Source organism: Marinococcus halophilus (assembly GCF_002265875.1).
Lineage (GTDB): Bacteria > Bacillota > Bacilli > Bacillales > Marinococcaceae > Marinococcus > Marinococcus halophilus.
The window spans coordinates 41,852-57,339 of the sequence record NZ_NPFA01000016.1 but is presented as its reverse complement, the minus strand read 5'-3'; the positions used below and the strand labels follow the sequence as shown (position 1 = coordinate 57,339).

Annotated in this window: 15 protein-coding genes and 1 rRNA gene; all 16 read right to left on the bottom strand. The window is 48.2% G+C overall.

The window, feature by feature from the left end:
- Positions 1 to 100 (bottom strand): 16S ribosomal RNA (locus CHL76_RS14030); the annotation flags it as partial.
- Between the two features lie 301 nt (positions 101 to 401).
- On the bottom strand, positions 402 to 1,904 hold the full coding sequence (gene lysS, locus CHL76_RS14025; RefSeq protein ID WP_079475032.1) for a lysine--tRNA ligase: 1,503 nt from the start codon (positions 1,902 to 1,904) through the stop codon (positions 402 to 404).
- A gap of 123 nt (positions 1,905 to 2,027) precedes the next feature.
- Complete coding sequence (gene dusB, locus CHL76_RS14020; RefSeq protein ID WP_094908863.1) at positions 2,028 to 3,017, bottom strand: tRNA dihydrouridine synthase DusB; 990 nt, start codon at positions 3,015 to 3,017, stop codon at positions 2,028 to 2,030.
- Between the two features lie 31 nt (positions 3,018 to 3,048).
- The gene (gene folK, locus CHL76_RS14015; RefSeq protein WP_094908862.1) at positions 3,049 to 3,561 is read right to left on the bottom strand and encodes a 2-amino-4-hydroxy-6-hydroxymethyldihydropteridine diphosphokinase; all 513 of its coding nucleotides are present in this window, start codon (positions 3,559 to 3,561) and stop codon (positions 3,049 to 3,051) included.
- Positions 3,561 to 3,923, bottom strand: coding sequence for a dihydroneopterin aldolase (folB, locus tag CHL76_RS14010; RefSeq protein WP_079474379.1), 363 nt, complete (start codon positions 3,921 to 3,923; stop codon positions 3,561 to 3,563). Before folB ends, folK begins: the two co-directional genes overlap by 1 nt.
- A complete protein-coding gene (folP, locus tag CHL76_RS14005) occupies positions 3,916 to 4,758 on the bottom strand; it encodes a dihydropteroate synthase (RefSeq protein ID WP_094908861.1) in 843 nt (280 codons plus the stop codon). The genes folB and folP overlap by 8 nt, the downstream gene beginning before the upstream one ends.
- A gap of 27 nt (positions 4,759 to 4,785) precedes the next feature.
- Positions 4,786 to 5,622 carry an aminodeoxychorismate lyase gene (gene pabC, locus CHL76_RS14000; protein WP_094908860.1) on the bottom strand — a complete coding sequence of 279 codons (837 nt, stop codon included), beginning with the start codon at positions 5,620 to 5,622 and terminating at the stop codon, positions 4,786 to 4,788.
- Positions 5,623 to 5,624: 2 nt separating this feature from the next.
- The gene (gene pabA / locus CHL76_RS13995) at positions 5,625 to 6,212 is read right to left on the bottom strand and encodes an aminodeoxychorismate/anthranilate synthase component II (RefSeq protein WP_094908859.1); all 588 of its coding nucleotides are present in this window, start codon (positions 6,210 to 6,212) and stop codon (positions 5,625 to 5,627) included.
- Positions 6,213 to 6,239: 27 nt separating this feature from the next.
- Positions 6,240 to 7,703, bottom strand: coding sequence for an anthranilate synthase component I family protein (locus CHL76_RS13990; protein ID WP_094908865.1), 1,464 nt, complete (start codon positions 7,701 to 7,703; stop codon positions 6,240 to 6,242).
- Between the two features lie 185 nt (positions 7,704 to 7,888).
- On the bottom strand, positions 7,889 to 8,821 hold the full coding sequence (gene cysK / locus CHL76_RS13985; RefSeq protein WP_079474384.1) for a cysteine synthase A: 933 nt from the start codon (positions 8,819 to 8,821) through the stop codon (positions 7,889 to 7,891).
- A gap of 109 nt (positions 8,822 to 8,930) precedes the next feature.
- A complete protein-coding gene (gene hslO / locus CHL76_RS13980) occupies positions 8,931 to 9,824 on the bottom strand; it encodes an Hsp33 family molecular chaperone HslO (protein ID WP_079474385.1) in 894 nt (297 codons plus the stop codon).
- A gap of 208 nt (positions 9,825 to 10,032) precedes the next feature.
- Entirely contained in the window at positions 10,033 to 12,069 is a 2,037-nt protein-coding gene (gene ftsH, locus CHL76_RS13975; protein ID WP_079474386.1) for an ATP-dependent zinc metalloprotease FtsH, read from the bottom strand.
- Between the two features lie 67 nt (positions 12,070 to 12,136).
- Entirely contained in the window at positions 12,137 to 12,679 is a 543-nt protein-coding gene (hpt, locus tag CHL76_RS13970; RefSeq protein WP_179124044.1) for a hypoxanthine phosphoribosyltransferase, read from the bottom strand.
- 213 nt (positions 12,680 to 12,892) lie between these two features.
- Positions 12,893 to 14,263: a tRNA lysidine(34) synthetase TilS gene (gene tilS, locus CHL76_RS13965; RefSeq protein WP_094908858.1), complete on the bottom strand. Its 1,371-nt coding sequence runs from the start codon at positions 14,261 to 14,263 to the stop codon at positions 12,893 to 12,895.
- Positions 14,247 to 14,699, bottom strand: a complete 453-nt coding sequence (locus CHL76_RS13960) for a threonine/serine exporter family protein (RefSeq protein ID WP_233133439.1) — start codon at positions 14,697 to 14,699, stop codon at positions 14,247 to 14,249. Before CHL76_RS13960 ends, tilS begins: the two co-directional genes overlap by 17 nt.
- A 24-nt stretch (positions 14,700 to 14,723) precedes the next feature.
- Positions 14,724 to 15,485, bottom strand: coding sequence for a threonine/serine exporter family protein (locus CHL76_RS13955; RefSeq protein ID WP_079474390.1), 762 nt, complete (start codon positions 15,483 to 15,485; stop codon positions 14,724 to 14,726).
- Between the last annotated feature and the right edge of the window lie 3 nt (positions 15,486 to 15,488).

Sequence of the window (15,488 nt, the reverse complement as noted above, 5' to 3'; positions counted from 1 at the left end):
GTTTCCTCCCGAAGGAGTCCGCCGGCTTCCCGCGCTCGACTTGCATGTATTAGGCACGCCGCCAGCGTTCGTCCTGAGCCAGGATCAAACTCTCCGTAAAAAGTTTGATGCTGTGGCATCAGTGATGCCCTAAAAAAGTGTTGCTTTTAATTGGGGCTCTGGCTTGTCTTTCCTTTTCAAAGAACAATCTGTCGTTATTTTTGCGACTTTTATATGTTAACACCGCAGTGTTAATAAGTCAATAACTTTTTTTCAACTGCCTAAGCAGCTTGCCGCTTTCGTTACGGCGACAAAAAATAATATATCATCGTTTCTTATTTGTACGCAACCCATTTTTATATTTTCTTTTAATTTTTTATATAAATGCCGGCTTTCGAGTCAGAAAGCCGGCAAAAAACTATCTACTCTTCGTGGGGAGCCTGGCTCCGCATTTGCGGAAACAAGAGCACATCTCTGATAGAAGCAGAGTTCGTCAGCAGCATAACCAGCCGGTCAATGCCTATTCCGAGCCCTCCCGTTGGTGGGAGTCCGTATTCCATTGCTTCAAGATAATCATAGTCCATCATGTGAGCTTCTTCATCTCCGGCTTCTCTTTCTTCCACCTGTTTTTCGAAACGCTCCCGCTGATCTACAGGGTCGTTTAATTCACTAAAGGCGTTTGCATGCTCACGCCCTACAATAAATAACTCAAAACGGTCTGTAAATCTGGGATCTTTTTCGTTTTTCTTCGCAAGTGGAGAAATAGCGAGCGGATGCCCATACACAAATGTAGGCTGAATTAGTTTCTCTTCAACAAAGTGCTCAAAAAATTCGTTAACCACATGACCGAAGGACATCGTTTCCCGGATAGGCACATTATGTTCTTTAGCTAGCGCTCTCGCTTCTTCGTCACTCATTTCTTGCCAGAAATCCACACCAGTTTCTTCTTTAACAGCGTCTACAATGTGCATTCTTTTCCACTGGTTGCCGAGTTCAATCTGCTCTTCCCCATATTGAAGAGTCGTGCTCCCGAGCACGTCTTCCGCAATCTGCACGATTAAGCTTTCGGTCAAATCCATAATATCTTCATAGTCTCCAAAAGCTTCATACAATTCCATCATAGTAAATTCGGGGTTGTGGCGGGTCGAAATTCCTTCATTACGGAAGACACGTCCAATTTCATAGACCTTTTCCATGCCTCCGACAATGAGTCGCTTTAGATGCAATTCAATTGCAATACGAATATAAAGCTCCATGTCCAGGGCATTGTGATGAGTAACAAACGGCCGCGCAGATGCTCCGCCCGGTATCGTATGCAGCATCGGTGTTTCCACTTCCAAAAAACCCTGGCGGTTCAAATGATTTCTCATAGATTGGATAATTTTACTCCGCATGATAAACGTGTCTTTTACTTCCGGATTCGCAATAAGATCTAAATAACGCTGACGGTAGCGCTGCTCAATATCCTGAAGTCCGTGGTATTTATCAGGCAGTGGGCGAAGAGCCTTTGTTAAAAGCGTTACTTCTGTTGCCCGCACAGATAATTCCCCTACATTTGTTTTAAATGCACGGCCCCGCACCCCAACAATGTCTCCGATATCCATATCCTTAAAGCCTTCGTACGCTTCGTCGCCGACTTCGTCTTTCCGCACGTAAATCTGGATCTGCCCTTCAAGGTCCTGCAGGTGTGCAAACCCCGCTTTTCCTTTTCCCCGCTTAGTAACCATGCGTCCTGCAATCGTAATATCCGTATTTTTTTCACTTAGCTCTTCTTTAGAGAAAGCGTCGAACTCCCGGTGCATGGTTTTTGAATCATACGTACGCGCGAAGCGTTGCCCAAAAGGATTTCTCCCTTCGTTAATCAATGCTTCTCTTTTTTCCCGCCGTACACGGAACTGGTCGTTCAGCTCTTGATCCTGGCTCATAGTAGTCTCCCCTTTAGATCGTTTTAATTTTCCTTCTATATAAATACCTTTTGCTTCCATTTTTATTCCGGCAGTCATAAACAGAGCGGCTTCCCTGGAAGAAGCCGCTCTTAGTACAAATACTTATGCCATACTGGGAGCTTCCGTAGAACCGACAAAATTATATAGTGTTTCCGCCACTTCATCGCGTGTATTCAATTCATTTACTCTGCCCCGTACCTTAGAACCTCCGTGCATTCCCTTCAGATACCAGGCCACGTGCTTGCGCATTTCCCTTACAGCTACGTCTTCGCCTTTCAACTCTATCAAACGGTCCATATGCACGATGCATACATCCATTTTTTCCTTCGGAGTCGGTTCTTCTTCCACAAGCTTTCCTGTCTCCAAATACTGGACCGTGCGGTAGAACATCCAAGGGTCCCCGAGAGCAGCACGGCCAATCATGACCCCATCCACTCCAGTTGTATCAAGCATCGCCCGGGCATCCTGAGGGGTAGATACGTCCCCATTGCCAATTACCGGAATATTCACTGAGTCTTTTACTTCCTTCAGTATGTCCCAGTTCGCCACGCCTTCATACATCTGCACCCGGGTGCGCCCGTGTACCGCAACGCCTTCACCACCAGCTGCTTCAATAGCCTGGGCGTTCTCCACAGCCAGTATATGCTCGTCGTCCCAGCCCATCCGCATTTTCACCGTTACGGGCTTATCTACTGCGCTCACAGCTGCTTTTACCATTTGATAAATTTTGTCCGGGTCAAGCAGCCACTTGGCCCCTGCATCACACTTAGTGATTTTCGGGACAGGACAGCCCATATTTATATCAATGATATCTGCATTTGTATGCTGATCCACTACTTCAGCAGCTCCAGCCATCGTTTCTTGGTCTCCGCCGAAAATCTGGAGACTGAGCGGTTTTTCCCTTTCATCCACGTAGAGCATCCGCATCGATTTTTCATTTTCGTGCAGTATTGCCTTGTCGCTTACCATTTCTGCGCACACCAGGCCTGCCCCAAATTCCTTCGCAATCAGTCGGAAAGCAGGGTTGCTGACTCCCGCCATCGGAGCAAGCACCACCGGGTTATTCATTTCTATGTCACGAATTTTTAACACCACAGCAACCTCCTATGTGTTGTCTTTATTTTCACGCGTCTTCTTCTATTAACAGATCGCCCCAGTAGACTACCTCGGCCCGTTCCTTCTCCGGGAGTTTTTTCACATACCAACGAACCGTCCTGTCCTCGTGAACAAAACGGTCCGGGGCAATATCAAAAAACGGCACCAGCACAAACGCCCGCTCAGTTAACCGGGGGTGCGGAATAATTAAATGCTCCTTGTTCATATTTTCTTCATCATAGATAAGAATGTCAAGGTCCACTGTCCTCGGTCCCCACCGTTCTTCACGTATGCGCTCAAGTTCATGCTCAATCCGGTGAAGCCTCTCCAACAGTTCCTCCGGTCCGTAATCAGTATTCCATTCAGAAACCATGTTCAGAAAATGCGGCTGATCGGTCACTCCCACCGGCGCGGTTTCATACACCGGTGAAAGCTTTGTCAGCTTCATCTTTTCTTCCTGCTTCATACTCAGAACCGCCCGCTTTAAATACTCTTCCCGCTTCCCAAGGTTCGAACCCAGCGCAATAAAAACCTGGGGCATTATGGACGAACCCTGGTCATCTCGATGGCGACGTGATCATAATGGCCGGGGATGGGCGGATCCGGCTTAATCACTTTCACGTGAAGCTGCTCCACAATATTAAAACGCTCAAATATTGTTTCCGCAATCTTTTCAGCAATCGTTTCTACCAGACGGTACGTTTGATTTTCCACTGCCTCTTTAACCGCTTCAAATGCTTCGGCATAATTGACGCTTTTTTCTACATCATCTTTAGCAGCGGCCGGCTTTAAATCAGCTTCCAATATTAAATTCACACGAAACCGCTGGCCTAGCCTGTTTTCTTCTTCAAACACCCCGTGATAAGCGTAAAACTCCATTCCCTGCAAATGAATTTTATCCAACCGAATGCTCCTTTCTTACTCCAAGCATAGCGTCCATCATCCGGGCTACGCGCGTCATTTCTTTTACCTCATGCACACGGACGATATCGCACCCGCGTTCAATACCGAGGCTCACCGTCGCACCTGTGCCTTCCACACGGTCATGAGCTGGAAGCTCAAGTGTTTTTGATATGAGCGATTTACGGGAACTGCCAAGAAGCACAGGGTACGAAAGCGACGTAAACTGATCCATTTTCCGCATAGCTTCCAGATTCTGCTCATAGGTTTTTGCAAAGCCAATGCCTGGATCCAGAATAATGCGGTCTGCTTTGACCCCGGCCCGGTCGCAGATAGCTATGCTTTCATAAACGTCCTGAATCATGTCAGGCATCAAATCCTCGTACTCCGTATTATCACGGTTATGCATTAAAATTATCGGCACATCGTATTCAGCTGCTATCCGGGCCATATCGGGATCTGCTTTCGCTCCCCATACATCGTTAATGATGTCCGCTCCGGCTCTGAGAGCTGCCTCGGCCGTGGAGGCTTTGTAGGTGTCCACACTGACAGGCACGCCTATCCGTCCCCTCAGGGCTTCGAGTACCGGAAGGATCCGCCGCTGCTCTTCTTCTGCTTCTACAAATGTTGCCCCTGGGCGGGTTGATTCCCCGCCGATATCGATAATATCCGCTCCGTCCTCCACCAGCTTTTCTGCCTGCACGACAGCCCGCTCCACCTCGCTGTACCGGCCTCCGTCAGAAAAAGAATCCGGCGTCACGTTTAAAATTCCCATGACAAACGTTTTTTTGGAAAAATCAAGCTCCCAGCTTTTCCATCGCATTACCTGATTACGCATTTTCTCTCCTCCCTGTCGTGCCAGCTGTTATTTTGTCTCTCTTTCTTCCCGGTAGCGGCTGTGCAGCAGCTGGGCCGCTGAACAGCTCGGAAAATAACGATCTTCAAGGGCACGTACGAGTGCAATTTCCTGAATAGAGTTCGTGACGAACATTTCTTCTGCTGCTTCTATATCCTGCGGGAGAAAGTAACCTTTCTCCACGATGTAGTCATTTTCATGTGCTAACTGTATCACAAATTGACGTGTAATGCCGTTTAAAATACCTGTGTCCACTGCCGGCGTATACAAAGTATTTCCCCTGCGCCAGAAAATATTGGACACCACTCCTTCAGCAGCATATCCTTGTTCGTTGAGGAAAATACCTTCCGCTTCCGGCCGGTCTTTCATTTCCTGCTTGGCAAGCCAGTTGTTCATATAATGATGGGACTTCATGCGCTCCCGTCCTTCCGGGCTGTTCCGTCTCAGCTGGAGCCACAAGGCGTCCTTTTGAATAGGTTCCGCTCCCGCTGCCGGAAGCGGCTTCATGTAAATAACAATAACCGGATCAAGGTAGGGTGTTGTTTGAAGCCCCAGATCCCCGGGCCCTGCAGAGACGTTGTAGCGTACATAGGCATTGTGCAGCCCGTTGGCATCGAGCAGCTGCTGAATTTCTTCCATGACCATTTCGCGTTCATAGCGAAAGACAATGCCGAGCTCTTCTGCGCTGGCTTCGAGTCTTTCCATATGAGCGTTCAGCAAAAACGGATGCCCATTATACACCCGAAACGTCTCAAACAAGCCAAGGCCATACATAAAACCATGATCAAATACAGAAAGACGAGCTTCGCCCGCCTTCTTTATCTCCCCGTCTATATATACATACAATGCTACAGCACCTCTTCTGACTGCCGGTGCCGGTCCACAAAGCGCTTGAGCATCTGTTTTCCTTCACCGGTCATAATCGATTCGGGATGAAACTGCACGCCTTCCACAGGAAGCGCCCGGTGACGGATCCCCATAATCTCTCCGGCTTCCGTTTCAGAGGTAATGTCAAAGCAGTCCGGCAGCGTTTCTCTTTTCACTATTAACGAGTGGTACCTTGTAGCTGTTAATGGATTAGGGAGATCGGTATAAATACTTACACCGTCATGGTGGATCTCCGACGTTTTTCCGTGCATCAGCCGCTCCGCCCGTACAACATCGCCGCCAAAGGCCTGCGCAATCGCCTGATGGCCCAGACACACCCCAAAAATCGGGATTTCTCCGGCAAAGCGGCGTATCGCTTCGACGCTGACCCCCGCCTCATCCGGACTGCAGGGTCCCGGGGAAATCATCAGGACGTCCGGATTTAATTGGGCGATCTCCTCCACCGTAATTTGGTCGTTACGCCGTACTTCGAGTTCTTCTCCCATTTCTCCGAGGTATTGCACAAGGTTGTACGTAAACGAGTCGTAGTTATCAATCATTAAAATCATGCGAAAATCTTCCTTTCTATTCTAATCTCAGCTCTGCTCGTAAGTAATGCCGGCCTCTGCTTCACTCTGTCTTTTCGCTTCCCATAGCGCTTTGGCTTTTTTGATTGATTCTTTGTATTCTGCTTTCGGATCGGAGTCGATCACAACGCCGGCCCCTGCCTGAACGTGAGCATACCCGTCCTTGGCAAGCATCGTCCGGATCGAAATGTTCAGCTCCGCATCCTTGTTGTAGCCGATCCAGCCAAATGCTCCTGTATAGAAGCCCCGGCGCACCGGCTCAAGCTCTTCGATAATTTCCATCGTACGCACTTTAGGGGCTCCGGTGATCGTTCCTCCAGGAAATACTGCTCTTATCATATCATATACCTGCTCTGTTTCAGCAAGTATTCCTCTTACATTGGAAACGATATGCATTACGTGAGAATACCGCTCCACTGCCATTAATTCATCTACTGTTACCGAACCATAACGGCAGACCCGGCCGAGATCATTTCTTTCAAGATCGACGAGCATGACGTGCTCGGCCCGCTCTTTTTCCGTTCCCATTAATTCCTGTTCAAGCGCCATGTCCTCCTCTTCGTCTTTTCCTCGCGAACGAGTTCCGGCAATCGGGCGGGTGGATACCTCCGCGCCTCGTTTTTTAACCAGCAGCTCGGGGGAGGCACTGACCGTTTGCCAATCCGGGGTATGCATGTATCCCATATACGGGGATGGGTTCAGCTCCCTTAACTTCTGATAAATATGAAAGGCAGAGGTATGCAACAGCTGGGTCTGGCGGGTAGATAAATTCACCTGGAACGCGTCCCCGGCGGTAATATACTCTTTAATCTGTTCCACTGCTCCGCCGAACAATTCCTCGGAAAAAGAAGGTACCGACTTTTCAGCGGAGACAGCCTTCTCCGCTTCTAAACACTCTTGCCCGGAAGACTTTTCCGCCGCCTCCAGCCATGCTTTTTTCCATCCTTCAACGAATTTAACGGTATCTTCCCCTTCGGCATGTAAATGCCATACCCAAGTTTCCCCCGTTTTTTTATCATGGATGAAAAACAAATCGTAAAGAAGAAAATAGACATCCGGCATCCTCAAATCATCCACCGCCAGCTCCGGCAAATGTTCTACGTATCTGACATAGTCATAGCTTATCTGGCCGACTGCACCTCCCTGGAAAGCCGGGAGAGCTGAAGCCGTGGGCAGATGGTACGGCTCCATCCATTTCGCCAACGCTTCAAGCGGGTCTCCCGCGTGCATTTCAGTACTCTCATGTCTATGAAAACTCGTCTCCCCATTTTTTCCTTCTATTACCGCAAAAGGGCGAAGAGCGGCGATATCGAGTTCGCCCTGGCGTCCACTTTCAAGCAGTACGTGATAAGGTTCTTCCCTGGCAAGAAACTCAAACGCCTGAAAAAACTGGTCATTCGTCTGAAAAAACGATGTCGTAGTCTGTGTATATGATTTTTCTGCTTGAGGCCCTCGGGCCAGTCGCTCATCCATTATGTTTATGCCCCCGGTTTTATCCAATTCTCTCTCTTTCACAGAAAATTCTCTTTATATTTTCTCCAAGTCTACGAAATTTTTTATAAAAAAACAATCAGAACGCTGTGATCCTCCCACCAATAGTATAGAACCTAAAAAAAGCCCGGCCCATTACGGGACACGGACTCTTTAAGGGTTTTTTGTTAGTCTGCAGTATCTTCAAATTGGTACAGCGGTGTACTCAGGTACCGCTCCCCGTTACTAGGAATCACAGCCACGACCTTCTTGCCTTTGCCGAGCTTTTTCGCTTCCTCAAGTGCAACGTAAATAGCCGATCCGGAAGAAATACCGCCTAAAATGCCTTCTTCGCGGGCAGCACGGCGGGCATATTCAAACGACTGCTCCGTCGTTGCTTCCGCAACTTCATCGTAAATATCCGTATTCAACGTGCCCGGTACAAAGCCAGCGCCGATACCCTGGATTTTATGAGGGCCTTTATTTCCGCCATTCAGAATTGGAGAATCGGCTGGCTCAATACCAACAATACGCATATCCGGGTAGTGCTCCTTCAGGAGACCGCCGGCACCGGAAATCGTGCCGCCGGTGCCAATACCCGATACAAAGGAATCAATCGGTCCGTCAATCTGCTCTAGCAGTTCACGGCCAGTGGTTTCACGGTGAATTTTCGGATTCGCTTCATTTTCAAACTGCTGCGGCATAAAGTAGCCCTTTTCTTCAGCGAGTTCATTCGCTTTGGAAATTGCACCACCCATGCCGTCAGGGCCAGGTGTAAGCACCAATTCTGCGCCGTAGGCACGAAGAAGATTGCGACGCTCCATGCTCATTGTCTCCGGCATTACCAATACCGCTGGGTAGCCTTTGGCAGCAGCTACCATAGCCAGGCCGATGCCTGTGTTACCGCTTGTTGGTTCAACAATTGTATCCCCTTCTTTTAAGCGGCCATCCCGCTCGGCAGCTTCGATCATCGCAAGACCAATACGGTCTTTTACGCTGCTCCCTGGGTTCATATATTCGAGTTTCAAATAAACATCTGCATCGTTTTCCCCGGTTAAACGGTTTAGTTTTACTACGGGAGTATTTCCAATGAGTTCTGTAACGTTATTTGCAGCCTTCATTCATGCTCCTCCTTCAAACACCAAGTAAATTTATTGGTTTGATAATAGTTTAATCGTATCAATTTGGTCAACTTCTGTCAATCTGTAGATCAAAAGACGCAGAAATAATCTAGGAACGGTTTTCAATTTCTGCAGTTCGCTCTTTCAGGCGCTCCAGATCGTCTACGCTCAAGTGATAAACCTCATTGCAAAAGTGACATGTAGTCTCTGCTCCCCCGTCTTTTTCGATCATATCCTGAAGTTCATCGGTGCCAAGGGAAATAATCGCATTTTCTACCCGCTCTTTGGAGCACTGGCAGGCAAACTGTACCGGTTGCGTATCAAGCACATTTACTTCTTCGCCGAGGATAACATGAAGAATTTCCTCCGGGGTTTTGCCATGCTCAATCAGCTTAGATACCGGCGGCATCTGCTGGATTTGCTGTTCGAGGCGGGCCACGTATTCCTCTTCAGCATCCGGGAGTACCTGAATAATAAAACCTCCGGCTGCTTTTACGGAGTTATCCGGGTTCACAAGTACTCCGAGTCCCACAGACGAAGGCAGCTGCTCGGAATTTGCGAAGTAATACGTAAAATCATCTCCAAGCTCCCCGGAGACAATCGGCACATTGCCGGTAAACATATCACGCATGCCGAGGTCTTTAACGACTGACAGAGTGCCGTCTGTGCCGACGGCGCGTGCTACGTCTAATTTACCGTGTTCATTTAAATCGAAATGCACCTGCACATTGTGAGCATACCCACGGGTGTCGCCGGAAGAATTACTATCAACAATAATTGGTCCCATCGGGCCGTGACCTTCAATCTTAATGGTTAGTTTGTCGTCGCCTTTAAGCATTGCCCCCATCATGGAACCTGCCGTCATCGCACGGCCTAGAGCCGCCGATGCCGTGGGCCAGGCCTGATGGCGTCTGACCGCCTCGTCCACCATTTCTGTCGTGTGCACGGCGTAAGCACGGACCTGGTGATTAAACGCTGTTGCTTTTACGAGATAATCTTTCATCGCTTTATTTCCTTCCTTTCCACTCTTGCTCTCTATATCATTATATTATCTTTGAAAACCTGATTTATAGTATTGTACAAAACTGTTCGAAAAACAACTAATCCGCTTGCATTCTTTCTTTTATGCTATACCGCAGAACAGGCAGGAGAAAACATTTACTTCTTTTCGCATACAAAAAAGGATGCCTGCTTACAGGCACCCTTTTATATTAATCACGACGGTTCGTATCGTCACTATCGGAGCTCGAATCTGAAGAGGTTGTCGTTTTTTCAGAGGAATTGTCCTCCGAAGAAGATTCACCGCTGTCGTCTTTTAGGACATGGTCAGCCTGTTCCTCTTCACGCTTTTGCTCTTCGCTTTTTGTAGCGCCCATCTCTTCATCCGATTTATTCGAATAGTGATCCTCTGGAAGCTTACCGTCTTCAACAAGGGAGCGAATCTGCTCTGCGTCCAACGTTTCCAGTTCCAGAAGACTTTGAGCTACAAGCTCAAGCCGGTCTTTGTACTGCGTAAGAATCTGTTTACAGCGTTCATAAGATTCCATAATGATTCTTTGCATTTCATTATCAATTTCATGCGCAATAGCGTCACTGTAATTTTGTTCGTTCTGCATGTCGCGGCCGAGGAATACCTGGCCTCCGCTGCTCGAGCCAAACTGCAGCGGGCCAAGCTTTTCACTCATACCATATTCGGTAACCATACGACGGGCAATGTCTGTCGCACGCTGGAAGTCGTTGTGAGCACCTGTGCTCACTTCGTTAAACATAACTTCCTCTGCTACACGTCCGCCCAGCAGGCCGACAATTTTGTCTAACAGCTCCGGTTTGGTCATGAAGTAGCGGTCTTCCTTCGGAAGCATCATTGCATAACCGCCGGCCTGGCCACGTGGCACGATCGTTACTTTGTGAACCATATCCGCGTTTTCAAGCTTCATGCCGACAACTGTATGGCCTGCCTCGTGGTGGGCCACGATGTTACGTTCTTTTTCGGAAATAACGCGTGATTTTTTCGAAGGACCGGCAATAACGCGGTCGATCGCTTCTTCCACATGCGTCATTCTGATTTTCTGCATATCAGCCCGGGCTGCCACAAGCGCCGCTTCGTTCAGAAGGTTTTCGAGGTCTGCCCCGGTAAAACCAGGCGTACGCTGGGCGATAGCCCGGAAATTAACGTCTTCTGCGAGCGGCTTGTTACGCGCATGCACCTGAAGAATTTCCTCCCGGCCGTTTACGTCCGGCCGGCCGATAAGAATCTGGCGGTCAAAACGTCCCGGACGGAGCAGTGCAGGGTCCAGCACATCGGCACGGTTAGTTGCCGCAATGATAATAATACCCTCATTGCCGGCAAAGCCGTCCATTTCCACCAGGAGCTGGTTCAGCGTCTGCTCCCGTTCGTCATGGCCGCCGCCGACACCGGCACCACGCTGGCGTCCTACTGCGTCAATCTCGTCGATGAAAATAATACACGGTGAATTTTTCTTCGCGTTTTCAAAAAGGTCGCGTACACGGGAAGCACCGACACCGACAAACATTTCCACGAAGTCTGAACCACTGATGGAAAAGAACGGTACGTCTGCTTCTCCGGCAACTGCCTGGGCAATTAACGTCTTACCTGTACCCGGAGGGCCGACAAGAAGTACACCTTTTGGAATACGGGCACCAATATTGGAGAATTTCCGGGCGTCCTTCAGAAAGTCAACGACTTCTACAAGCTCCTGCTTCTCTTCTTCCGCACCGGCTACATCTTTAAAGCGCACTTTCTTTTTGTCTTCCTGGTACATCTTCGCCTTACTTTTACCAAAGTTCATCATTCGGCTGCCGCCGCCCTGGGACTGGCTGAGCAGGAAGAAGAACAGAAGGAAAATAATGATAAATGGAATCATCGTCGTAAGGAAGGTAACCCAGCCGCTCGTTTCTTCTTCCGGCTGTGTATCAAATTCGACAGCATTGCCGTTCGGGCCCTGCGCTGTCTGCAGCTGCTGTGTGGATTCATTCGTCATCGGAAGATACGATTCGTATGTCTCCGCATTTTCGGCGTTTTCACTCGTAGCAGCTGTTACATTATAAACTCCGCCCTCAGGCTGGAGCGTGATAGTAGCAAATTCGTTCTCACTAAGGCGTTCATTAAACTCTGTGCTGCTGATTGTATTTGTATCTCCACCATCGTTTTGGGCAAAGCTGATAATCCCTATAATTACCAGGAATAAAAAAAGCCAAAACACAGTGTTACGAAAAATTCGGTTCATTCCTGACCTCCTCCTGCATACATCGAAAGCTGCAATAATAGTATCATATTCACTTGTCTGTTCCTAATCATCCGCCTTGATAAATCTCCGGCTTCAACACACCGATATACGGCAGGTTCCGGTATCTTTCTGCGTAGTCCAGACCATACCCCACAACAAACTCGTCCGGCACAGTAAAGCCGACCAGGTCTGCAGTGAGGTCCACAACGCGTCCCTCCGGCTTGTCCAGAAGCGTTACTACTTTTAATGACCTTGCCCCCCGGGTCTGCAGAAGGCTGATTAAGTATTTAAGCGTACGCCCGCTGTCGATAATATCTTCAAGTATCACGATATCCCGGTCGTAAACCGTTGTGTCCAGGTCTTTAATAATTTTTACTTCCCCGGTAGACACCGTGCCCCCGGCGTAACTCGAAACATCCATAAAATCCATTTCAAGATGTATGTTCATACGCTTAACGATATCTGCCATAAAGGGAAGCGCTCCTTTTAATACTCCAATCACTAAAGGAAAACGCCCGTCGTATTCTTCTGTAAGCGTCGTGCCTAGTTCTTTAATTTTCGTCTGCAGCTCTTCTTCCGAAATTAGTATATCCTGTATTTCATCGTGCATCTGAATGTCTTTACCCTCCCAAGCGAATTTCATTCTTTCATCCGGGCTGTTTTTTAATAACCCCTATTTTGTAAAACTATAGTCACAAAACAGAAGCCGTACTACCACATTATAAGCCGCCATCATTAAAAATGGTCCGTTTTTAATCATAGCACGTATAAAGGGAATTTGCTTCCCTGCGCAAAAAATTTTCCGAAATTGTCACTTCTTATTTTAAGTGGCTGGTCCACCCTCTTCCCATACAAGGTATGCCGCTTCCTTTTCATGGTGAAAGGAGGCACGGAGGCCGGGGACCCATAAAATGCTTCCCTGCTCATCTGTAAATACGGGGCGGCGTGCACGCTCATGCTTTGGAACTTTTTCGTCTATAAACAGACGGTGGATTTTTTTAGCTTCTTTCATACCTGGTATATGTATTCGATCTCCTGCTCGTGGAGGTCTTACGTATAACGGGAACGAAAGGTTTTCTTCCGGTACGGCCACCCAAAAATCCGCGCCTTCCGGCCGCTCCCGGATCACTGAGGCACTGCCGCTGCCGTATTGATAAGTGCCAAAATCGGGGATTAATATTTGTTCAGGAGAAGATGCATCCGCATCTTTCCTGCTTAAAAACTCCAGTCTTCCGTAAGACTTCCGGACCAGCAGCTCTCCTGGCAAATGAAGTTCTCCTGAAGAATTAAAAGCAGAAGCAAAGCGAATACAGGAATCTACTAAAGAAGCCGAAATGCCTGTTTCTTCTGCAGAAAAATAATAATTCAATAGTAGCGAAACCGTTTCCCTTTGTAAAGCAAGAGGGGTTTCATGAAAAAAGTTTATGCATAATACTGCATAATTGCGTTCGAGCCTTTCTCCGTAAAAATGCAGTGAAGCCTCAGCCTGGCTGCGCATATAGTGCTGTTGATCCTTTTGCCATTCATATTTTTCCTGCACATGCCGGTGGATCGAAGGAAATTCTTTAGTCAGTGCTGGAATAATATGTCGGCGCACCCGATTACGCCTGTAATCGTCCGAATAATTGCTTTCGTCTTCCACATAAGGTACGCCAAGCTCTTTACAATAGGCCAGCACTTCAGTTTTTTTCACACCAAGCAGAGGACGCGCAACCTCGAAGTTATTCATTGCACGCTTTGGAGCGATCCCTTCTTCACCCAGAAGCGACCGGCCGGAAGCTGCCTGCATGATCATTGTTTCAAGTTGATCATCTGCATGGTGGCCAGTTATCAGCACATTGTAGTCAAACCGCTGCATGATACGAAAGAAAAAATCATATCGCTTTTGCCGTGCCGCTGCCTGTGTGGCTTTTTCTTCGGGGTCTTCTTTCATAAACAGCGCTGCAGAAAATAAAGGCAGGTGATGGCGCTCAGCCCATTCCCTTACCATCTGTGCCTCTGCCCTGGAGGCCTCCGGCCGGAAACCATGGTTTACATGGACAACCCCGAGAGTAAAATTATATTTATTCTGTAAGCTCTCTAAGATGGAAGCAGCTGCCATGGAATCTGGACCTCCGGACACTGCAGCCAGCACCTTCGATCCCGGGCGTATCATTTCCCACCTGGTGATCCAATCATCAACGATGCGTTTCATAACGCTGGCCCACCCCTTTGCCAATAGAAAATACCGAAAAGGCAAACACCAGCCCCGCTGCAATCGCAATCGCCTGGAGTACTGTTTCCACGCCTTGCTCGAGGCCATACAAATACCTCTCCTGCACAAATGCAAGCATTGTTTCATACGCCCGGCTGCCCGGGATGAGCGGGATAATCCCGGGCAGGCTGAAGGTTGTTACCGGTACTTTCATAAACCGGGCAAACCATTGGCTGACAAACGAAGCAAAAAAAGCCGCCACCGCTGCTGCAAAAACGAGCGAAAGTCCCAGAACCGGCATCAGCGAATAAATTGCCCACGTACACACACCGATAAACCCGCCCCACCAGACGAGCCGGAGCGGAATATTAAAAATAATCGCAAAAGCGACTGTTGCCACAAAACAAAAACCCAGTTCAAATGCAAACATCGCCATTGTTATTTACCTCTTTCCCTCAAACTATACGAAAAAAATTGTGAGTGCCACTGCTACCCCGCCTGCTATAGACATACTTGAAACGGCCGCCTCTGCCCCTCTGGCCACCCCTGCAACTAAATCTCCCGACATTAAATCACGCACTGCGTTTGTCAGCGGCACACCTGGCACCAGGGGAATAATAGTACCTATAATTACCTGATTGGTATTTATTACAAGGCCCATCCGCACCATCAGCAGAGCAATTAAAGCACCCGTGAAGGACGCCAGAAATTCAGAGAAAAATTTCACCTTCAGCCTCATCTGGTAGCGCACGAGCGCAATCGCTGTTACAAGTCCTCCGAGGGCGGCTGGCAGCATATCCATAACGCTTGAGCCAATTAAATAGGAGAAAGCTCCGCCGCCGATACCTGAAGCCAGATAAATGAACCATACGGGATAATTCATCGGAGCCTCTTCAATTTCTTTTAACTGCTTCTTTACTTCTCTTGAAGTGAGAAGGCCATTCACATATTCCCTCGAGAGCTGGTTGACTGAAGTCACTTTACTTAAATCCTGATAACGCTCATCAATTCGGAGCATTTGTATATGATCACGCTGGTCTACAGGCGATTTAAATGACAAAAAAATAGCTGTTGTCGTAACAAAAGTGTTCACTTGCTCCATTCCGGCAGCTCGTCCCATTCTACGCATTGTATCCTCCACCCGGAACGTTTCTGAACCGTACCGAAGCATAAGCTGTCCGGCATGCAGACACATGGCCATAATGTCCTCTGTTTTTTCCACGTG